This window comes from Streptomyces sp. NPDC091371 (genome assembly GCF_040684275.1).
Classification (GTDB): Bacteria; Actinomycetota; Actinomycetes; order Streptomycetales; family Streptomycetaceae; genus Streptomyces.
In genome coordinates, this window is record NZ_JBFBFP010000071.1 from 1 (window position 1) to 20,742 (window position 20,742).

A 20,742-nucleotide genomic window follows, 5' to 3' on the forward strand; every position below is an offset into this window, starting at 1 on the left:
GGTCGGGCGGTGCGGCTGGTCCCGGATCGTGCGCCGGGGTTGGCTGAGTCCGCGCTGCCGGCGGAGTACCAGCGCATCCTGACCGCCGTGCGGCAGGCCGGCGGCCCGGTCTCCACCCGGCAGATCGGCGAGGCGCTGGGCTTGGACACCGGGGTGAGGGGCAAGCTGGAGCCGCTGCGCGGGAAGCTCACGAAGCTGGCCGACCGCGGCTGGCTGCACAAACTCCCCGACGGGAAGTTCACCACCCGCGCGTGAGCAAGGCCACGAGGTACCTCCGTCTCCCACGCACCAGGCGGTGTTGGACTTGCAGCGGCGCGGGACCTTGCCCCCGAAGGCGGACAGGTCCGTGTCGGGCCCGTGGGAGGTGAACGGCATGGGGTCACCGTTGATGTCGACGGCTCCTACGCCGATGACTCCCGGCAGGGCGGCGATGGCGTTGTTGAAGTTGTTGCCCTCTCCTTCGTTGCCCATGGCAGCGAAGACCTGGGGAACCAGAGCGCTCGGGGTATTGGAAGGCTGCCGACACCAACAGCCTGTCGCAGCCCAGCCAGCACGGCAGGCACAGCGACGCCGGTCAAGTGGACCGAAAGCTCGCAGGCCGGGCCGACGTGCCGTGTTGTCCGCGGCCCCCGCCATCCGCCGAGGCTGGCAGGGGCCGTGGCGTGCAGCGCCGAGGAGGGCCGGGACCTGTCCCCAGATGAGCAGCATCCTGGCCGATACGGCTACCGTCTGCCGGTGGCCTGGCGGCCCGGCGTCACTTCAGGTGTCGGGTGAAGAACTGGGCCGCGGCATCCCCCGCGAACTGCGGGACGCCGGTGTGCCCGCCCATATTGGCGTGCAGCGTCTTCTCCTTGGAGCCGAAGGCGTCGAACAGGTCCAGGGCCGCCTGCCGGTCGTTCCCTTCGTCGTCCCACTGCAGCAGGACGTGCAATGGAATGGTGACCTGGCGGGCCTCCTCGAACATGGCGCGAGGGACGAAACTCCCGGCGAACAGAGCAGCAGCCGAGATGCGCGGCTCGACCACCGCCAGCCGGGTCCCGATGGAGATCACTCCCCCCGAGTACCCGACCGGGCCGCCGATCTCGGGCAGCGACAGGAGGGCGTCCAGGGCGGCCTGCCATTCCGGGACCGCCTTGTCGACCAGGGGGAGGATGAGGGCGTCGATGATCTCGTCGCTGACCGGCTCGCCGGCCTCCAGGGCCCGGCGGAGGTCGGCGAGGGCCTGCTCGGCTGCGGGCCAACGGGGCCGGTCGCCGCTTCCGGGGAGCTCGATGGTGGCCGTGGCAAAGCCGTCCGCCGCGGAGTGCCGGGCTCGGGCCAGCAGTCGGGGGTACGTCTTGCGCAGCCCGAGAGGAGGGGGGCTGAGCAGGATCACCGGCGCCGGTGCGGATGCGGATGCGGGCGTCCACAGAATGCCGGGGATCTCACCGAGGGTGAACTCGCGCTCGATGACAGCGTCGTCGAGACGCCGTTCAGAAGTGAATTGCATGGTCGTGCCTTTCGGGAGTGCCATTGAACGGCGCTCCCGGACGGCCTACCGCCCGACCGTGACCCCGGAGGGGAGCACCCATGTCGATACGTTCACGGGTACCACCTCCTCGCTCTCTTGCACGGCCTCCGGAAACGTAGCAGTGGCTACCGTGGTTGCGTCAACGGGCTTTCATCGCCAGGGCGATGACCGAGTGCTGTGGTGGGTGGATCCGCCCACGGGGATGTCATAGGGGTTTGGGAGGCTGCTGTCCATGACGGATGATCGCATTGAGACACAGAGGCCGAAGCGCCGTATCACCGATCCGGCAGAGGCCCTTGCAGCGCTTGAGCGCGCTGTCCCAGGCCTGGTCGACCATCGCCGATCAGTACCGGCCGCGCTCGACTGGACTCTGGTCGAGGACAGCATGGGCACCACCCTGCCATCCGACTACAAATACCTCGCCGCGTGCTACTCGACGTTCGCCATCGGCGACTACATTCTCGTCAGCCTGCCCGATCCGGGCGAAGAACACCTCGTGCACCGCGGCTTTCAGAGCACGGTGGAGGTACTTGTAGATGCTTGGCTGGAACCCGGTCTCGGCCGGCAGGCCTATCCCGCACCGGGCGGCCTTCTGCCGTGGGCGGAGTCTGACGAGAGCGACAAGTTCATGTGGAGCACGGCTGGCGAGACCCCGCAGGGGTGGTTCGTTACGGTGGCCAGTCGCGGTGGAGCGTGGTGGCACTACGCCGGCGGGGCGGTGCAGTTCCTGGCCGAACTCTGCGACGGCACAGTGGAACCCTGGAGCCTGCGCATGTTCGACCCCGAGGTAACGCCCTGCTGAGCTGCGGTTGGAGCCGACTAGTGCCGCATCAGGCAACGTTTGCCCTGTTGTGATGTGACGCGCCGTCCGGGGTCCTTCGCCGGATGACGGGCGGCGGTCACCGTGTGCGGGTGGCGGAACGAGTTCGCGTGCGCGAGATCGATGATGACGAGGGACGGCGGCTGCTGCGGATCATCCGCCGGGGCAGCGGATCGGTGGTGACTTGGCGGCGGGCCCAGATGGTGTTGCTGTCCGCGCAGGGCATGCCGGTGGCGAGGATCGCCGAGGTGTCGTTCACCAGCGATGACCGTGTCAGGGATGTGATTCACAACTTCAACGCCGACGGCTTCGAGTCGCTGTATCCGAAGTACAAGGGCGGGCGGCCGAAGACGCTCGCGTTGCCCGAGCGGCGTGAGGTCAAGAAGATCGCGAAGTCCAAGCCCGCCGAGCACGACCTGCCCTTTTCTACCTGGAGTCTGACCAAGCTGGCGGACTTCCTTGTAGCCGAGGGGGTGGTCGACGACATCAGCCACGAGAGCCTGCGCATCCTGCTCCGCGAGGAAGGCGTCTCTTTTCAACGCCTGAAGACCTGGAAGACCTCCCGCGATCCGGACTACGCGGCCAAGAAGGCGAGGGTCGAGCACCTCTACGCGATCGCCGACGGCGAGGTCATACCCGAGGAGGACGAGCCCGACGTCATCTTCTGCATGGACGAGTTCGGCCCGCTCAACCTCATGCCGCACCCGGGCCGGCAGTGGGCCGAACGCGGCGGCAAGCACAAGGATCCCGACCGTGAGCCCCGCCGACGGCGGCGGGCGACCTACAACCGCTACGGCGGAGTGCGGCACCTGTTCGCCGCCTTGGACCTGAACCGGGACCGGCTCTACGGCCACATCAAGCCGGTCAAGAGGCGGACGCAGTTCCTGGAGTTCTGCCGCTACCTGCGCACCCTCTATCTGCCGTCGATACGGATTGCGATCGTCTGTGACAACTTCTCCCCGCATCTGACCACGAGGACGTGCCAGCGCGTCGGCGACTGGGCCACCGCGAACAACGTCGAAATCGCCTACACGCCGACGAACTCCTCCTGGCTCAACCGCATCGAGGCCCAGTTCGCGGCCCTGCGCTACTTCACCCTCGACTGCACCGACCACGCCGACCACAAGGAGCAGGGCAGCATGATCCGCCGCTACATCATCTGGCGGAACCGTCACGCCGACGACCGGCGCCTACGCGCCGTCGTCGGCAGGGCAAACGTCGCCTGAGGCTCAGCCGAGTTTCTTGCGCATCTTCACCGAGGTCGTCTCGTAGCCGAGCGACTCGTAAAGGCCATGTGCGCCGGTGTTGAACCCGGCGACGCTGAGACCCAGAGTATGAGCGCCCCGCGCCCGGGCGTATTCCTCGCCGAGGAGCATGGCCATTCGGCCCAGGCCCCGACCACGCTTGTCGGCGTCGATCACAATGTCCCAGACCCACCAGGCACCGGCGTCGTCACTCCTGTCCGGTCCGATCCAGAGGTAGCCGACGGCTACCCCGGCATCGTCGACCACGTCGAAGACCGCGTGATCCGGGGTCGGTGTCCCAGACGGAAACGAGTGCGCCATGGTCTCGTCCGCCTGCCGGTAGGCGTCCTCGGACGTCTGCCCCAGAGCAACGAGCTCCTTGGCGTACTCGGCTCGACTACGTTCGAGCCAGGCAGGGAAGTGTTCGGCGTCCAGAGGACGGAGAGTCGCAGTCACCGGCCCAGCCTCGCACACCGCCGAGGCCTGAGCGGTGTCACCCCCGCTCAGGCGTCACGAACACCATCAACAGGGCAAACGTTGACTGACACGGCACTAGCGGGTTGAACTTCGGTGGCAGATGAGGATTGCGGCTATGCCGACGGAGGCGGGCCCCTGGCTGTCGTGCATGTTCGCTACGGACATGCACGCAGACACAGGCAGCCCGTTCCTGTTCGGACGTACCTTCCCCGAAGTCCTCACGGGCGGGCAGCCGGAACTCGCCACGGCCCAGCTCGAACTCCTGGCCGCCGTCGGCATCTGCGTTGCCGAGGCGGAGAACTCCGCGTTCCCCGTAGGCCGGCTGCGGCGTCCACCTGCCGCTGGCCTGCGAGGTGTCCGGCGCCGGCAGGGATCAGCGCAGCTGGCGGCGGACCAGTTCGTGGAAGAGGCCGGCCGGGTCGGCCAGCAGGTCTGCGGGAGGGCCCTGTTGGACGATCCGGCCGTCCGACATGGCGATGACCCGGTCGGCGTCCATGATCGTGGACAGCCGGTGGGCGATCACGATGCGGGTGGCGTGCAGGGTGCGGGTGGATTCGATGACCACGCGCTGCGCTTCGTTGTCCAGCGCGCTGGTGGCCTCGTCGAGGAACAGGATCCGCGGCTTGCGGATGAGGGCCTGGGCGATCACCAGCCGTTGCCGCTGGCCGCCCGAGACGGTGGCACCGCCGTCGGACAGCATGGTGTGCATGCCCATGGGCATGGCCTTGATGTCATCGGCCAGGCCCGCCATCGCGGCGGCCTCCCACGCCTCTTCGAGTGAGAACGCCTCGGCACCGCGGATGCAGTCGAGGATCGAGCCGCTGAAGGGCCGGGCGTTCTGCAGGACCACGCCGCACTGGCGGCGCACGGCCGCCTGGTCCAGCGCCGCCAGGTCCTGGCCGTCGTACAGCACGCTGCCTTCAGAGGGCTTGTCGAAGCCGATCAGCAGCCGCAGGAGGGTGGATTTGCCGCAGCCGCTGGCGCCGACGATCGCGACGAACTCGCCGGGATGCACCTGGAGGTTGACGTTGTCGAGGACCAGTGGGCCGTCGTCGGTGTAGCGGTACGACAGCTGCCTGACCTCCACGGCGCCGCTCAGGACTCCCGGTGGGGTGCTGGATCCGCGGACCTCGGGGGGCTCCCGCAATATCGGTTTGACCTGCTCGTACATCGGCAGCACGGCGGCGGCCGAGAGGAGCGCGCCGGTCAGCTGCGTGACCGAGGACAGCAGCATCGTCACGGCGGTGCTGAAGGTGAGGAACTCGCCGGCGGACATGGTCCCGCGGGCCGGGCCGACCAGCAGCATGAACATCACCAGCGTGCACAGCGGCAGATGGACCGCGCCCAGCACCGTGATGAGGTTCTGGATCCGGCCGGCGCGCTGGTGCAGCTCGCGGGTACGGGCGAACTCCCGCGCCCACGCGGCGTAGGCGAAGCTCTCGGCCGCGGCCACGCGCAGCTTGGGCAGCCCGCGCAGGGTCTGGAAGGCCCGGTTGTTGAGCTTGTTGCCGAGCGTGATCAGCCGGCGCTGGTAGCGCAGCTGCCACAGCCCCAGGGCCAGCAGCACCGCCGCGATGACGAGCAGCATGGCGACCGCCGCCAGTGCCAGCGGCACGCTGTAGATCAGGAGCAGGACGAGGTTCACCGCGCCTGCCGTGCCGGCTTGTACGCAGAGCGGGGCGATGCCGGACAGCACGCGGCGGATGGCGCTGATGCCCATGGCCGCACTGGCCAGTTCTCCCGTGGAGCGCCCCGCGAAGAACTTCGTCGGCAGCCGCAGCAGCCGGTCCCAGACGGCGGGCTGCAGTGTGGCCTCGATCCGGCCCTCCATGCGCAGCAGGGAGATGTTCTGCAGCAGCATGAAGGCGGCCGAGACGACGGCGGTCGCGATGAGGGCGAGGGTGGTCTGCACGATGAGGCCGGTCTCGGCCCCGGGGACGTACTGGCCGAGCACTGTTCCGGTGGCGATGGGCACCAGCGCGCCCAGGAGCATCGCGACCAGCCCGCCCGTGAGGAGGCTGCGCAGTTCGGCGCGGGTGCCGCGGACGCTGAAGCGCAGCAGGGCCGGCAGGCCTGGTTTCCCTTCGGGCAGCGGCCGGTAGAGCATGACGGCACGCGGTGCGTAGGCGTCCGCGGTGGTGGGACGGATCCGCTCGCGCCGGCCGGAGACGGGGTCGACCGCCTCGTAGTGGCCGCGCCGCCACAGCAGGGCGACCGGCGCGCCGTCCTTCTCGCGCCGCCCCACCAGGGGCCCGCTGTTCTCCCGCCACCATTGCCCGCTCAGCCGGACGGGGCGGGTGCGGATCCGGGAGGCGAGTGCGATGCGTTCGACGGGGTCCACGGGCTCGGCGGCGGTTCCCGCCCCGCCCGGTTCGGACAGGGTGATGCGGGCCTCGGCCGCGACCAGCCGGCACGCGGCGTACGTCGCGTCGGCGCTCACCCCGTGGCGGGACGCCCGGCCGGAGCGTCCGATGGCGGACAGAAGGGTTCGGTCCGCCTGGGTGCGAGCCGCCCGGCCTGCTTCGATGCCGGCCGCCGTACGGTCCTCGTGGGCGCGCTCGAGCTCGTCGATCCAGTCGTCCAGCGCGTACAGCAGCCGGTGCTGCTGGTCGACCATGCCCTGCCACATCGCCGCGTCGAGGAGGAGGGTACCCGCCGGCTCTGCCTCGTACGCGGCGCCGTACTGCAGGCTGCCCGGGGTGATCCGCATCCACAGGATGTCGTCGTCTGCCCCGCCCTGGCTGGTGGTGGCGCGGCCGTCCAGCGGTGCTTGGTAGAGGACGCGCAGGCCGCGTCCGATCCCGAGCGCGAAGGCGTTCTCCAGGGGGCTGAGGCCGCCGGCTTCGGCGTACGCGTGCCAGTGCCCGTACCCGTACCCGTACCACTGGTCGCCGTACTCCGGGCGGTACAGCTCGCGCAGCTCGATGCGGCGGAGCAGGCACCCCTGCAGGGGGCGGCCGACCAGGGTGTGCTCGGGGCCCTCGGCCGGGCCCATCAGCAGCGTGCCCGCCTCCAGCCGGCCGAGGAAGTGCCAGTGCCCGGCCTGCGCGGCGTCGACGGCGAACAGGTCCAGCTCGCCGCGCACGACGAGCCACAGGACGTGCGGGCCCTCCAGGGAGATGCCGCGCAGGCCCGTGCAGTCGACGGGCGAGCCCAGTGCGCCCAGGGCGGTGACGACCGGGTCGGTGGTCTGGCCAGGGGCCGGGCCCGGGTCCCGGCCGGGCTGTGCGACGGTGGGCAGGACCTGGTGCGCGGCGTCGTACGGGGTCGTCACCTCAGTGCTCCTTGACCAGTTCGGCGTACGGACCCTGCGCGGCGACCAGGTGCTCGTGCCGCCCGCGTTCCACGACCGTGCCCCGGTCGAGTACGAGGATCTCGTCGCTGTCGCGCACCGTGCTCAGCCGGTGGGCGATGACCACGCAGGCGCAGCCGCGTCGCCTCAGGTTGTCGATGATGACCTGTTCGGTCGCCGCGTCCAGGGCACTGGTCACCTCGTCCAGGACCATGATGCTGGGGCGGCGCACCAGCGCCCGGGCGATCTCCAGGCGCTGGCGCTGGCCGCCGGAGAAGTTGCGGCCGTCCTGCTCGACGCGGCTGTGGATGCCGCCGGGGCGACGGGCGACCACGTCGTGTACGGCGGCGTCCTCGAGGGCTGCGATGACGGCCTCGTCCGGGATGGAGGGGTCCCACAGGGTGACGTTGTCGCGGACGGTTCCTTCGAAGAGGAACACGTCCTGGTCGACGAAGGAGACGGAGGCGGCCAGTGCGCCGCGGGGTATGTCCGCCAGCCGCATCCCGTCGATCCGGATGGCGCCCGCCCAGGGGGCGTACAGGCCGGATATCAGCCGGGACACGGTGGATTTGCCGCTGCCGGAGCCTCCGACGAGGGCGATCTGCTGCCCCGGGCCGACGGTCAGCGAGAAGCCCTGGAGCAGCGGGGCGTCCAGGGGGCTGTAGCCGAAGGTGACGTTGTCCAGCTCGACATGGCCCTTGAGCCGGCGCGTGCTCGCGGCGGGTTCGCGCCGCGAGTAGAGCGGGTCGACGGGGAAGTTCTCGACGTCCTTGAGGCGGGCGACGTCCGCCGCGAAGTCCTGGAGCCGTCCGGCGACACCGTTCAGGCGGGTGATCGGGGCGGTGAAGCTGGTCACCAGGGCCTGGAACGCGACGAGCAGTCCGACGGAGAGGTGCCCCTCCACCGCCCGCAGGCCGCCGATCATCAGGATCAGCGCGCTGTTGAGCGCGGCCAGCGTGGGCGCGACGACGGCCAGCCACGCGCTGGGCACGCCGAGCCGCTGCTGTACGTCGAGGGTGAGCGCGTGCTGTCCGGCCCAGCGGCGGAAGAAGCCGTTCTCGCCGCCGGTGGCCTTCATCGTCTCGATGAGCTGGAGACCGCTGTACGAGGTGTTCGTCAGGCGGGCGCTCTCGGCGCGCAGCTTCTGGGTGCCGGTGGACCGCAGGTGGATCGCGATCCGCATGGCCGCCACGTTGAGCAGTGCCACCGCCACGCCGAGGACGGTGAGTTGAGGGTCGTAGGTCCACAACAACACCGCGTAGAGGACGACCACCACTGCGTCGACGACCGCTGCGGCGAGGTCGCGGGCGAGGGTCTCGGCGACCGCGTCGTTCGACTGCAGCCGCTGGACCAGGTCGGCCGGGTTGCGCTGGGAGTAGAAGGCGACCGGGAGCCTGAGCAGGTGCCGCAGGAAGCGGGCGCTGCCCAGGGTGGAGGTGATGATGCGCCCCCGCAGCAGATTGGCCTGCTGCAGCGCGGTCAGTGTCGCCGTGAGCACCAGGGCGACCGCCATCGACGCGAACAGCACGCCGAGCAGGGAGGTCTGGTCGCCGATGAGGAACATGTCGATGTACGTGCGGCTCAGCGCCGGCACCGCCGAGCCGACCACGACGAGCAGGAGGCTGGCGATCACGGCGGCGGCCATGGTGCCGGACGTACCGCGCAGGCGGGCCGGCACGGCTCCCAGGACGCCCGGCTTGCGGCCGGCGCGGCGGAAGTCGGCGCCGGGCTCGAAGGTGAGGACGACGCCGGTGAAGCTGGTGTCGAACTCGTCCAGGGGGACGAACCGGCGGCCCATGCCGGGGTCGTTGATGTAGGCGCCCCTGCGGCCGAGGCGGCGGCCCATGCCGTCGTAGACGACGTAGTGGTTGAACTCCCAGAAGAGGACGGCCGGGGCGCGCACCTCGGCGAGGGCGGCCAGGTCCATCTGCATGCCCTTGGCCCCCAGCCCGTAACCACGGGCGGCCTTGAGGAGGTTGCTCGCGCGGGAGCCGTCACGGGAGACTCCGCAGGAGATCCGCAGCTCCTCGAGCGGGACGAAGCGGCCGTAGTGGCCCAGCACCATGGCCAGGGCGGCGGCGCCGCACTCCACCGCCTCCATCTGGAGCACGGTGGGGGTCCGTACGGCGCGGGGCGTCCTGCCCTTGGGGAGGCGCGCGGGCCTGGCCCGCGAGGTGCGGCGTCTGGTGTTCCCGCCCGCCGGTTCCGGACGGCGGCGGCGCGGCGCGGTCACGGCAGCAGCCAGTCGACGGGGCGCTGCGGGGCGAGGTGGACGGCGCCGGTGACGGGCGTCGTGGAGTCGACGGCGTACGGGGGTCCGTCCGTCGAGGACCACGTGTAGCCCGAGGTGGTGGTGGAGGAGCGCTCCAGCTGTACGAGTACCGTGACCGGGTTGCCCTGCCGGGAGAACTGTTCGGCGAGCCTTCTGTCGCCGAGGAAGCCGCTGATCTGGGCCTCGGTCTGGGGGATGCGGCCGACCGCTTTGACGCGGCCGCGCAGCACGCCGAACTGCTGCCGGGGGACGGACTGGACGCTCAGGTCGACCGAGGCGCCGACCGGGATCGTCGGGCCGCTGCCGGCGGGCACGTACAGCACGGCCACCAGCGGGTCGTCCGGATCCTGCACGCGTTCCAGGGTTGCCACGTCTGCGCCGGTCGCGATGACCGAACCGGTCTCGGCGACGAGCGCCGTCACCCGGCCGCCGGCCACGGCGCGCACGGGCCGGTCGCCCTGGTCCGTACGGACATTGACCAGCGGCGCGCCAGGGGGCAGGAGTTGGCCCTCGTCGGCGAGGACTCCGGTCACCTGCCCCGCGACGGGACTCTGCACTGTGTAACTGCCTTCGGTAGGAGTGAGGATGCCGGGTGCGCTCAGCTTGGCGGACACAGTGCCGGTGAGGGCCCAGAAACTTGCGGCGGCCATGACGATTACGGTGACGGCCAGTACGAGCCGCCCCTGCGGGCGCGCGAAGCGTATGGGCAAATCGAGTTCTTCGGGCGATTGCAGCTTGGAAAGCGCCTTTTGGCGAAACTGCACGGACTGTTCCTTCGACCGCATTCGAATGGGGTGGGGCGCGCGGGCAGCCTTGAACCCCGGAGCCGTCGGGAACGCTCCGGGGTTCGAGGTCATCTCCCGATCAGAGACCGGCGATACCGGTGGTCACCGAAACGCCGGTGATGCCCGAGACCAGGCCGGGGGCGCGGGCGACGAGGCCCTGCGCGGCCTGGACGGTCTCGAGGGAGCCAACGGTGCCCAGGACGGTGGTGACGTCGCCGGTCACAGCGCCGGCCAGGCCACCGTTGATGCTGACGATGCCACCGGAAACGGCGTCCAGCTCGGCGTCGGCCATCTCACGGGTCTCAATGTCGTTACGCATGAGTGCGCACCTTTCATTCATCGAAATATTGAACTGCCGCAGCAGTCCGAGGTGCGCAGATAGAAGCATGTGAACGGGCTACCGGGCCAATCGAGTTGACGTTCCTTCACGGGTCGGCCTTCACGTCGCGCAACCGGCGTGCAGCTTTATTCACCGGATGGCGACAGCCTCTCCGCAAGATCGAGTAACAGATACGCACAACCCTCCACGGGAAGGTGAGCCAACGAGACAAAATGCCGCCAAGTGCGCAGGGGCTGTCCAGCATCCCGGGAACGTTGGAAGGAGGTTGCCCTGCTCGCGCACACCATGTGCAGGTTTTCGGAAGATGACATTCCGGGACCTGCCGGGTGCGCTCCGAGCGCAGGTGTGCCCCGGCGGGTCATGCGCCGCGGGTGTCGCCTTCCTCCGTACGCGGCCAGTGCCGGCCTTCAAGGGCCTCGGCGCTGCGGTTGAGCCGGACCAGGACGTCCTCCAGCTCCCGCACATCCTCAGGGGACCAGTCGGCGACCACCCGGGCCAGGCAGGAGCGGTTGGCCTCGCGGTCTCCGGCGAGCCTGCGCCCGCCTTCGGCGGTGATGCGCAGCTTGCGGGCCATGCCCCCGTCCGGGTCCGCAACGCGCTCGGCCAGTCCGCAGCGGAGCAGTGCGGCCGTCTGGCGGTTCACGGTCGAGGCGTCGAGCCCGAAGGCCTCCGCCAGCTGTCCGATGGACATGGGGCCCTGGGTGTCGATCCGGCTGAGCAGCAGGTACGCCGACCGCTCCAGGCGTTCGGGGTCGCGCTCGCGCAGGGCCAGCACCTGGTGCCGCGAGAGCAGCATCAGCTCCCGTTCCAGTTTCTCCAGCACTGCGCCTCCCGCTCCTTCCCGGCGCTCCATTATCGCGGACCCGCGCACGGGGCCGCGGACGGCTCCGCGCGAGAGCCCGGACCGCAGCCATATGCATGATACATAGCATGTGTACTATGCACTCCTCGTTGTCACCCGACGAGCCACAGCCTCAACCCGGAGGACCCGCATGACCGTCACCACGTCCACCGCCTCCCGCGCGGCCGAGATCCTGTCCCGGCCCGTCACCCTGAACGGCCTGACCGTCCCCAACCGCATCGCGATGGCGCCGATGACGCGGATGTTCTCCCCCGGCGGCGTGCCCGGCGAGGACGTGCAGGCGTACTACGCCAGCCGGGCCGCCGCGGGTGTGGGCCTGATCGTCACCGAGGGCACCTACGTCGGTCACGAGTCCGCCGGGCAGAGCGACCGGGTGCCGCGGTTCCACGGCGAGGACCAGCTGGCGGGGTGGGCGAAGGTCGCCGCGGCCGTGCACGAGGCGGGCGGCACGATCGTGCCCCAGCTGTGGCACATCGGCATGGTGCGCAAGCAGGGCGAGGCCCCGTACCCGGACGCGCCCGCCGTGGGCCCCTCCGGCATCCGCGTCGACGGGACCGAGGGGACCGGCAACGCGATGACCCGCACCGACCTCGACGACGTCATCGGCGCGTTCGCCGACGCCGCCGCCGACGCAGCGCGGATCGGCTTCGACGGCGTAGAACTGCACGGCGCCCACGGCTACCTGCTCGACCAGTTCCTGTGGGAGCGGACCAACCGCCGCACCGACGCGTACGGCGGCGACCCGGTGGCCCGCACGAAGTTCGCCGCGGAGATCGTGGCGGCGGTCCGCGAGCGCGTCCCGGCCGGTTTCCCGGTGATCTTCCGCTACTCGCAGTGGAAGCAGGAGGCCTACGATGCCCGGCTCGCGCAGACCCCGGAGGAGCTGGAAGCCATCCTGGCCCCGCTGGCTGCGGCAGGCGTCGACGCGTTCCACGCCTCCACCCGGCGCTACTGGCTCCCGGAATTCGAGGGCTCGGACCTGAACCTGGCGGGCTGGACCAAGAAGCTCACCGGCCGGCCGACCATCACCGTCGGCTCGGTCGGCCTCGACGGCGACTTCCTCCGCGCCTTCGCCGGCGAAGGCGCGGCGCTCGGCGACATCGACAACCTGCTGGACCGCATGGAGCGCGACGAGTTCGACATGGTCGCCGTCGGCCGGGCGCTGCTCCAGGACCCGCAGTGGGCGGCGAAGGTCCTCGGCAACCGCTTCGACGAGCTGAAGCCGTACGACGCGGCAGCGCTCACGTCGCTCAGCCGATAGTCCGAAGCCGGCTGTCGGGGGTACCGAAAGCCGGCAGGTGTCCGGACGGCCGCGGTACGCGCAGCGCGGCGGCCGGCGGCCGGTCGGCCGCCGGCGGCGAGGTGTCAGGGGCGGAGGGCGTGTACGCCTTCGTCGTTCGCGAAGTACAGCATCCCGTCGGCGGCCAGTGGCGGGCGCGCAGAGGTGCTCCCTCCCGCACCCACGCGCCAAAGGGCCTTGCCGGTGCGGGTGTCATAGCAGTACCAGTCCTTCAAGTAGCAGATGAACAGACGGTCGCCCGGAGCCGCCTTCGCCGCATACGAGGAGTCAGGGCGCTCACTTCGCCAGCGTTCACGCCCGGTGCGTGCGTCATGGGCTCGCAGCATTGTGCGATCCTCGCCGAAGCTGATGTCCTCGCTCCAGTTCAGATAAGCGCAGTCCCCGTCAGCGGCGATGGCGGCGCTTTCGTTGAGCGTGGTCGAGAAGGCGGGCGCGGTCCAGCGGAGCTTGCCCGACGCGGCGTCGAAGGCCTGTAGCTGCTGTAGGTCGCGCTTGCTTCGGCCGGGCGCGCTGACATAGACGGCGTCGCCGTGCGCCACCGGCATCGAGGCGTGCGCCGCTGGTGCGGTCCAGCGGGCGTCGCCGGTGCGCGGGTCGTACGCCACCAGCTTCGAGCCGATGCCGACGTTGCCGTTGCGCCCGAAGACCAGTCCCGCGGCAAAGGCGTCCAGGGTGCACCGGCCCCCCGACTTCTCCGGCGGTGCCGACCAGCGGACGGCGCCGGTGCGTGGGTCGAGCGCGGTCAGGCTCGCGTCGGGCGGGTTGACGTACGCGAGGCCGTCGCGCACCTCCTGGAGCATGGCTTCGGTGTGCCACAGCAGGTCCCCGTTCCTCGTGTCGAGTGCGTACAGGACAGCGGGCGGCGGATCGGGATCATCGTCGTAGGTGAACGGCAGAAAGCTGACCAGGACGACGGAGCCGCTGGTCCACATGTCCCCCGCGCCGGGGTTGCGCAGGCGGCCTCCCGGGGCCTGGCGCCACAGCGGCTCACCGTCCGCGGGGCGCAGCGCGTGCACGGCGCCGCCGTCCGTGGCGACGAACACCGCATGCGAGGTCGCGACCGGCGCGCCGGGGCGGGCTCCGGCCAACGGTGCGCGCCAGCGCTCTCGCCCGGTGGCCGCGTCGATCGCGTACAGCCCGTCCTTCTTCGACCTGACGTAGACCACGCCGTCCTGATGCACCACCGCGGCGTTGTGGAGACCCTTGCTGCTGCCGTCCTTGTCCAGCAGGGGCACGGTCCACAGCGGCCGGCGGACGGGCGGCTTGGCCTCCTCCATTGCACCGCCGAGAACGTCGCACCCGGTGGTAGTGAGGGCGAGCCCGCCCACCGCACCGGTCGCCGACCTCAGGACCTGGCGGCGGCCGACGTTCCTCTGGTGTTCCCCCGCTGCACGCATTGGGGCAGGCTAAGCGCCGGTCGTGGACCGTGGCTACAGCCACAGGACGACGTCGATCGACCTGGCGCTGGTCAGTACACGAGCGGGATCGTGACGTCGTGGCTGCTGTAGGGGGCCGGTGCCGCGCCGGGGTAGACCAGCCGGATCGCGGTGAAGCGGCTCGTGCCGGGGCGCTCCGGCCAGGGTGCGGGGTGGCTGAGCGTCACCTCGACCGGGTAGGCGCGGAAGCGGCCGGCCGCGCAGTAGGGGACGCAGTCGTTGACCATGTCGGTGCCGCGGGCCGTGGCGGTCCGGGTGTTCCAGGTGTCCCAGACCAGCCCGACCAGCCGGTTGTTCCCGTCGCCGCAGGCGAGGAGGTAGTCCGGGGGGCGCACCTGCGGCAGGCCCGCGCAGTCGGCGACCACGACCGGATCCGGCGTGCGCCCGGTTCCGGCCGCCGAGGCCGTGACCGTTGTCGCGGTGAGCGCGGCGGCCACGCAGAGCAGCGTCGCCGTTCGTCCCCTGGTTTTCACCGGCCCCCTCCTCGCCGCTACGAAGTCACCTGGCCACCACCAGCATCCCGCACCGGAGCACCGCCCGCACCCGCTGCCGCGGGCGGCGGCCCCTTCGATTCCTGGAAGAGCCGGGTCGCCCTCCTGCGCGGCCGCCACTTGCTCGGCCTCAGCAATGCCCACCGGCGGGCCGCGGGTGTGGAGACCGGCGACGAGGTCGAGTCCGAGCTGGAGCTCGACACTGAGCCGCGCGTCGTCATGGAGCCTGCGGACTTCACCCAGGCTCTGGACGACGACCCGGTCGCCCGCGCCGCCTACGACAACCTCGCGTGCAGCCACGAGCGCGCTGCCGATGGGGCGTCGAACGGCCCGCCCGTTATGAACTTCTCGCTGCCCGCCCCGCCACCGAGGCCGGAGGGTCAAAGCCAAGGCTACGGGCCGATGTGTACGTACGGTGCCCAGAACATGGGGAGCGCGGTGTCGGGAGTGGCGCGGAGTCGGCGGGCGGCGCCATTGAGGCGGGTCGCCACGTCGCCGTGGGCAGGGTCCGCGTAGACGAGGCCGGCCATCACGGGAGCGATGGCGTCGTGGACGGGCCACAGGGTGGCCACGACGTGCCGGTAGCCGATGGTGTGGAGGGCCGCGGCCAGGTGGATGGCCTCGTCGGTCAGCGTGGAGCCGACGGCGGCGGTCTGGCAGGCGGAGAGGAAGGCCAGTTCCGAGTGGGGCAGGGAGAGCGCGGCGATGTCGAGGACCGTGAGGATGCCGTCGGTGAGGGCCACTCCGCTCCGGGAGGGGTGGTCGGGGTCCTGGAGGCCGTGGCAAGCGAGGTGGATCCAGGCGTGGCCCGGCAGTTCCCGGCATACGTCGGCGATCGCGGGAGCGTTGAGGACGGTCGCGCGGTCGCCGAAGGTGCCGGTGAGGAGGTCAACCTCGGGCTGGACGGTGAGATCGGGTGCGCCGGGGGTCTGCTCCATGGCTACGACCAGGACACGGCGGTCGGCGGGTTCGGCGGCCGGGCGGGACCGCGCCTCGGCCAGGGCGCGCAGGGTCGGGGTGTACGAGGAGACGACCTGGTCGAGGGCGCAGGCTCCAGCCGGGTCGATGCCTGCGTAGATCGGCAGGACGGCCAGGGGTCCGGTCGGGCACCACCACAGGCGCTCGGTGTCGCCGAGGGCGGCGAGAACCAGGCCGGTGAGATGGCAGCCGAGCCAGCGCAGCAGGTCTTCGGTCCGCTGGTGGAGGGTGAGGGCCGCGGCCAGGCTCGTCGGTGACCGGTCGAGCAGGTCCAGATAGGCGTTGGCGGTCTCCACCACGTCGGCGCCGGTCAGCTCGGGCAGGGGGAGCACAGTGACCGTGCCGGTGCGCACGATCAGGGCGTCGCAGCGCAGGGCGCTCACGTTGAGCAGCACGACGGGGCCGTGCGACGCGGCTTCGGAGAGGGTCGCGAAGGCCGGCGGCTTCAGGAAGTCGGCGAACCCCGGCAGCTCGCGGGCCCGGCGGACGAGGGAATCCCATTCGCCGGCCAGGGCGGCGCGGTCGGCCGCCGTCGGGGAGGCGGCCGAGCCCGGGTCGACGACCTCGTCGAGCGCGGCGCGGACCTCGGTGAGCCGGCCGGCGAGGGCCGGATCGGCCTCCTTGAGCGCCGTCAGGTCGGTTCTCGTCTCCAGGAGCTGCGCCCAGAGCACGCCCCGCCCGTGTTCCAGCAGCTCGACGGCGAGCCGCGGCTGTCCAGCGGTGATCGCCAGCGCGGCGGCGTCGCAGGCCAGGCCGGAGAGCTCGGCCAGTCCGCGCTCCTGGTCGGTGCGGGAGACTCCGCGCCAGGCGAGCAGCGGGAGGAGTTCCACCGCCAGCCGCAGCGCTTCGAGCGCTGCCGCGGTGTCCTCGTCCGCGTAGGCGGTCTGGGCCCATCGCCGGGCTGCTCGTACGCGTGCGTCGGCGGAGCCGGTCTCCAGATGCGCCGCCTCGCGGAGCACGTCGGCGGCCTTCCGCCGGGAGTCCGCACTTCCCCGGGCGAGAAGGGCCTCTGCGAGGTTGAAGAGGTGGCGGGAGCGGTTCGGCTCGGTCGGGGACATCGTGGTGACCGCCTCCGTGAGGACGGTGATCGCGTGCGCCAGGTCGTCGGGGCTCTCCTGGCGCACGGCACGGATGAACAGCCCTGTTCCCCACCCTGCGAGGTACCCGGGTCGGCGCCAGGAGCCCGGCGGCAGTGCCTCGTAGGCCTGCCGGGAGGCCTCGACGGAGGCGTCGAGGTCGGCGGGGTCGTGGTAGGTCTGGTAGCGGGTGGCCAGCGCCTGGGTCAGATTGAGCTGGACCGCGGACCGGGCCATCGCGTCGGCATGCGCCTCCGCGTGGCGCAGGACGGTGACGGCCTCGCCGATGTCGTCCTGGTTGCGGGTCAGGCGGAACCGGGAGGTCAGCACACTGCCCAGGTTCCCGCTGGTCGTGGCGTGCAGGGTGCTGCTGGGCTCGGTGGCGCCGAGCACGGCGCGGTAGAGGTCGATGGATTCGTTCAGGTCGGTGGTCGATCCGGTCAGTTCGAACCGCGCCTGCAGGACGGTGCCCAGCATGTTCGTTTCGGGGGCGGCACGGGTCTGCGCGACGGCGTCGCGCAGGAGGCGCACGGACTCGTCGAGGGTGGCCCGGTCGCCGGTGCGTTTGAACTCGTCCGAGAGGAATCCGCCGAGCGCGGACTGGGCCATGGGGAGGCCGGGGGTGCCGGGGACGGCCACGGCCATTGCTTCCCGGGCGGCCCACAGGGACTCCTGGCGGTCCACTTCCGAACTGGTCCGCTGGACGCGCTCGCGCAGGGTGCTGCTGAGGTTGGCGCAGACGAGGACCCGGTCGGCGCCTTTCGCGGGAGTGATCTCGACGGCACGCCGGCAGAGCTCGACGGCCTCATCCAAGTCTGCGGCCTCGCCGAGGAGTTCGTATCGCAGACGCAGAGCGTTCGCGACGTTGCCGAGGGTGTCCGCGAGGCCGGAGTAGTCGTCGAGGACGTCCAGGGCGCGGCGCCCCCGAACGACCGACTCCTCCAGGTCCGCGCGTACTCCGGAGAGCAGGTAGCGGTTGTAGAGGGCGGCGCAGGCCAGGCCGTGGCCGCGCACGGTGAGCGCGGAGCCGTCGCCGTCTCCGAGCAGATCGATCAGCTCGTTCAGATCGGCGATGCTGGTCCGATGCTGGTTGCGGCCCGTCAGCGCCGAGCCGAGGTTCTCCAGACAGTACGTACGCAACTCGGCAGGGGCGTCGGCGAGGGCTTCCTGGGCCAGGTCGACGGCTTCGTCCACGAGGTCCGCGTCACCGGTCATGGTGTGCAGCTGGCTCAGGCCCAGGCTCAGGTACGTCTGGATGAGCGCCTTGGGGAACGGGCCGGCGGGCAGTTCGAGTGCTTCGCGCAGGAGCGCGACGGCTTCCTGGACCTCCGGGACTGACACGTCGGTGAAGCTTCTGATCCCCAGCACGGTGGCCCGGCGGTAGAGGGCGAGGGGCCGGTCGGCGGAGCCGGGCGGGTTGGCCGCGAGTGCGAGCGCGCTCAGGGCGTACTCCTCCGCCGGGTCACGGCTGTCGAACAGGTGGGGTCCGGCCATCGCCATCCCGAGTTCGGCCGTGGCCGTCCAGTCCGGCCCGCCGGCGGGGAGTTCGGCCAGTGCGGCCATGAACGTCTCCGCCAGTTCCACGCCGACCGCCGGCGAGTCGTCTGTGAGGTAGAGGTCGGCGAGGGCCGAGCAGAGCATGACGTGGACGTCCGCCCGGAGGGGGTGGTCGGCTTCGGTCCGGTCCAGCCCCGAACGCATCAGCTCCAGACCGGCGCGCAGATCCTCCGGTGACCTCCGCATGCTCAGGTAGCTGCCCAGCAGGATGGTTCCCGCGGTTGTCTCGTGGAGTTCCCGGGAGACCTCCATCGCCGCGATCGCCCGCTCCAGGCCCGCCGGGTCATTCACCATCGCGCCGGCCATGTTGTAGAGCAGCGCGGCCCAGTCGAGCCGGTCCTCTTCCTCTTCGAGGTCGAGGGTCAACGCCTCCCCCGCGATGCGCCTGTCGAGGAAATCGAGCGCGAACGCGAGCACCTCCGGCCCGTCTTCCCCGGCCATGGCGGCGATCACCTGGCTGAGGTCCCCGATGTCACCACCGGTCTCATAGCGGTTCCAGTATTCCCATGCCCGGGACTCGACCACGTTCGGACGATACCCTCGTTCAGCGTGGAGAACCTGAAGTTGCTCTTCGATCCCTCGGCTCCGGCCGACGGCGCCGTGCGGCTCGACCTCCCCGGGGGTCTGACGCTTGAAGACGCGGCCGACGCGCTGGAGGCCCTGCTGGCCGCCGAAGCGGTCGAGTACGTGCTGGTCGTCGTGGACGGACGGCCCGTCGGCGTCACGAGCCGGAGCCGGCTCGTCCGGATCGGCGCAACCAGCATGCGCTCGCTGGGAGATGGCGCGGGCGCGACCCTTCCCGGTGAGTCCTTGCGCTACCGGCTGCTGCGGTACACGTGCGGCACGTGCGGGGCCGAGATCAGGCGGGTCCATGTGGATCCGCGGGACCCGCCGGCCTGCCCGAACGGCCACGGCGTGCTGGAGCTGCCGCGATGAAGCTGGACGCGCTGGCCAGACCCGGCTTCGGCGGCGCGCGGTTCCTGCTGGTGGACTACATCCCGACGTACGCGGCCGGGCTGGCGGTCCTCGTCCTCGTGTGGGCGGGCGCCCCCGGCCGGCTCGACTTCGACCGGGCCTGGCACACCGCGGGGCATCTGGGCATGGGCGAGCTCCTGCTGCTGGCGGTGGCCATGACCCTGCTGGCGTCCCTCGGGCATCCCCTGCAACTCGCGCTGGTACGCGTCCTGGAGGGCGGCTGGCCTTCGCGGCGCGCGGCAGAGCTGTCACGGCGGCGGCAGGCAGGCCGCCGCGCCCGGCTGGCCGCCGGTGAGGAGCTGCCGGCCGGTGAGCTCACCGAGGCCCGGATCCAGGCGGCGGGGCAGGCCGGTACCCGGCTGCGGCGCCTGTTCCCGCCCGCGGCCGTACTGCGGCCCACCGCTCTCGGCAACGTGCTGGCCGCCACCGAGATCAGCGCGGGCGAGCCCTACGGCCTCGACGCGGTCGTCGCCTGGCCGCGCCTGTACCCGCTGTTCCCCGCGGACACCAGGCGGATCGTCGACGACCGGCGCGACGTCCTGGACGCCGCCGCCCGCCTCGCGGTGACCATGGCCGCCACGGCCCTGGTGACCGCGGGCCTGCTGGTCGCCTCGGGCTGGTGGCTCCTGCTGGCAATGATCCCGTTGGCGGTCGCCCGCGTTTCGTACATCGGCGCGGTCCATGCCGCCGTCGCCTACGGCGAGAGCGTCCGGGCGGCCGTGGACCTGCACCGGTTCGCCCTGCTGGACGCTCTCCGCCTGCCCCCTCCTGCCGACCTCGCCGCGGAGCGGCTGCTGAACACCCGGCTCAGCGAGCTGTGGCGCCAGGGCGTCCCCATGCCCGAGACGGCGTACGAGCACCCCGTACGGCTCGAAGCGATCCGGCTGGAGGGTGATGGCGGGCGGGCGGGGACGGCCGCACCTGCGGCGCGGGCACCTGAGGGGAGCACGGGCGCCTGAGGCGCGCGCTCCGCCGCATGCGGGACTTCATCGCCGCCCACAACTGGCTCACCGCTTATCACCTGCCGTCCTACGCACCCGACCTCAACCCCGTGGAAGGCATCTGGTCGAACCTCCGCCGGACCAGCCAGGCCGACACCACGTTCACCGACCCCGACCACCTCATCCACCAGCTACGACACGGCCTCCGCCAGATCCAGTACCGGAGCGACATCATCGACGGATGCCTCACGGCAACCGGACTCGCACTGACGACACCACGCCTACAACCTCAGTAGTCGGTGGAACCGATCGACAGCGTCACGCACGGTCGGTCCGTGATTGTCTCGGCGGATGAGAGGGTCTCTCGCCGAATCGACAGCCTGAAA

The 20,742-nt window shown here is 71.0% G+C and carries 15 protein-coding genes and 2 pseudogenes; 7 read left to right on the plus strand and 10 right to left on the minus strand.

The annotated features are described in order from the left end of the window. Positions 1–255, plus strand: a pseudogene (locus AB0O21_RS38075) (hypothetical protein); the annotation flags it as partial. A 499-nt stretch (positions 256–754) separates the two neighbouring features. Here the strand turns inward: AB0O21_RS38075 and AB0O21_RS38080 are convergent. After that, positions 755–1,489, minus strand: a complete 735-nt coding sequence (locus tag AB0O21_RS38080) for an alpha/beta hydrolase (RefSeq protein ID WP_365179788.1) — start codon at positions 1,487–1,489, stop codon at positions 755–757. A gap of 253 nt (positions 1,490–1,742) precedes the next feature. Here AB0O21_RS38080 and AB0O21_RS38085 point away from each other — a divergent pair, with 253 nt between their 5' ends. Continuing rightward, positions 1,743–2,312 carry an SMI1/KNR4 family protein gene (locus tag AB0O21_RS38085; RefSeq protein WP_365179791.1) on the plus strand — a complete coding sequence of 190 codons (570 nt, stop codon included), beginning with the start codon at positions 1,743–1,745 and terminating at the stop codon, positions 2,310–2,312. Positions 2,313–2,422: 110 nt separating this feature from the next. Next, positions 2,423–3,556, plus strand: a complete 1,134-nt coding sequence (locus tag AB0O21_RS38090) for an IS630 family transposase (protein ID WP_365179794.1) — start codon at positions 2,423–2,425, stop codon at positions 3,554–3,556. A 3-nt stretch (positions 3,557–3,559) separates the two neighbouring features. Here AB0O21_RS38090 and AB0O21_RS38095 read toward each other — a convergent pair whose 3' ends face one another. The 6 genes from AB0O21_RS38095 to AB0O21_RS38120 form a co-directional block, all read right to left on the minus strand. Next, positions 3,560–4,030, minus strand: coding sequence for a GNAT family N-acetyltransferase (locus AB0O21_RS38095; protein WP_365179796.1), 471 nt, complete (start codon positions 4,028–4,030; stop codon positions 3,560–3,562). 394 nt (positions 4,031–4,424) lie between these two features. After that, positions 4,425–7,292 carry an NHLP bacteriocin export ABC transporter permease/ATPase subunit gene (locus AB0O21_RS38100; protein ID WP_365179834.1) on the minus strand — a complete coding sequence of 956 codons (2,868 nt, stop codon included), beginning with the start codon at positions 7,290–7,292 and terminating at the stop codon, positions 4,425–4,427. A gap of 34 nt (positions 7,293–7,326) precedes the next feature. Beyond that, positions 7,327–9,576: an NHLP family bacteriocin export ABC transporter peptidase/permease/ATPase subunit gene (locus tag AB0O21_RS38105; RefSeq protein ID WP_365179799.1), complete on the minus strand. Its 2,250-nt coding sequence runs from the start codon at positions 9,574–9,576 to the stop codon at positions 7,327–7,329. Beyond that, positions 9,573–10,379 (minus strand): HlyD family efflux transporter periplasmic adaptor subunit, encoded by an 807-nt coding sequence (locus AB0O21_RS38110; RefSeq protein ID WP_365179801.1) that lies wholly within the window; start codon positions 10,377–10,379, stop codon positions 9,573–9,575. Before AB0O21_RS38110 ends, AB0O21_RS38105 begins: the two co-directional genes overlap by 4 nt. A gap of 100 nt (positions 10,380–10,479) precedes the next feature. Continuing rightward, entirely contained in the window at positions 10,480–10,719 is a 240-nt protein-coding gene (locus AB0O21_RS38115) for a hypothetical protein (RefSeq protein WP_365179804.1), read from the minus strand. Between the two features lie 379 nt (positions 10,720–11,098). Further along, positions 11,099–11,593 (minus strand): MarR family transcriptional regulator, encoded by a 495-nt coding sequence (locus AB0O21_RS38120; RefSeq protein ID WP_365179807.1) that lies wholly within the window; start codon positions 11,591–11,593, stop codon positions 11,099–11,101. Positions 11,594–11,732: 139 nt separating this feature from the next. Here AB0O21_RS38120 and AB0O21_RS38125 point away from each other — a divergent pair, with 139 nt between their 5' ends. Beyond that, on the plus strand, positions 11,733–12,863 hold the full coding sequence (locus AB0O21_RS38125) for an NADH:flavin oxidoreductase (protein ID WP_365179810.1): 1,131 nt from the start codon (positions 11,733–11,735) through the stop codon (positions 12,861–12,863). 104 nt (positions 12,864–12,967) lie between these two features. On the opposite strand, the gene AB0O21_RS38130 is transcribed toward AB0O21_RS38125, so the two are convergent. The 3 genes from AB0O21_RS38130 to AB0O21_RS38140 form a co-directional block, all read right to left on the minus strand. Continuing rightward, a complete protein-coding gene (locus AB0O21_RS38130; protein ID WP_365179813.1) occupies positions 12,968–14,179 on the minus strand; it encodes a PQQ-binding-like beta-propeller repeat protein in 1,212 nt (403 codons plus the stop codon). Positions 14,180–14,370: 191 nt separating this feature from the next. After that, a complete protein-coding gene (locus AB0O21_RS38135) occupies positions 14,371–14,811 on the minus strand; it encodes a hypothetical protein (protein ID WP_365179815.1) in 441 nt (146 codons plus the stop codon). Positions 14,812–15,221: 410 nt separating this feature from the next. Beyond that, entirely contained in the window at positions 15,222–18,965 is a 3,744-nt protein-coding gene (locus AB0O21_RS38140) for a CHAT domain-containing protein (RefSeq protein ID WP_365179817.1), read from the minus strand. Positions 18,966–18,989: 24 nt separating this feature from the next. Between AB0O21_RS38140 and AB0O21_RS38145 the strand changes: the two genes are divergently transcribed. The 3 genes and pseudogenes from AB0O21_RS38145 to AB0O21_RS38155 form a co-directional block, all read left to right on the plus strand. Further along, positions 18,990–19,376 carry a hypothetical protein gene (locus tag AB0O21_RS38145; protein WP_365179820.1) on the plus strand — a complete coding sequence of 129 codons (387 nt, stop codon included), beginning with the start codon at positions 18,990–18,992 and terminating at the stop codon, positions 19,374–19,376. Continuing rightward, positions 19,373–20,374, plus strand: coding sequence for a hypothetical protein (locus AB0O21_RS38150; protein ID WP_365179822.1), 1,002 nt, complete (start codon positions 19,373–19,375; stop codon positions 20,372–20,374). Before AB0O21_RS38145 ends, AB0O21_RS38150 begins: the two co-directional genes overlap by 4 nt. Positions 20,375–20,385: 11 nt before the next feature. Continuing rightward, positions 20,386–20,652, plus strand: a pseudogene (locus tag AB0O21_RS38155) (transposase); the annotation flags it as partial. Between the last annotated feature and the right edge of the window lie 90 nt (positions 20,653–20,742).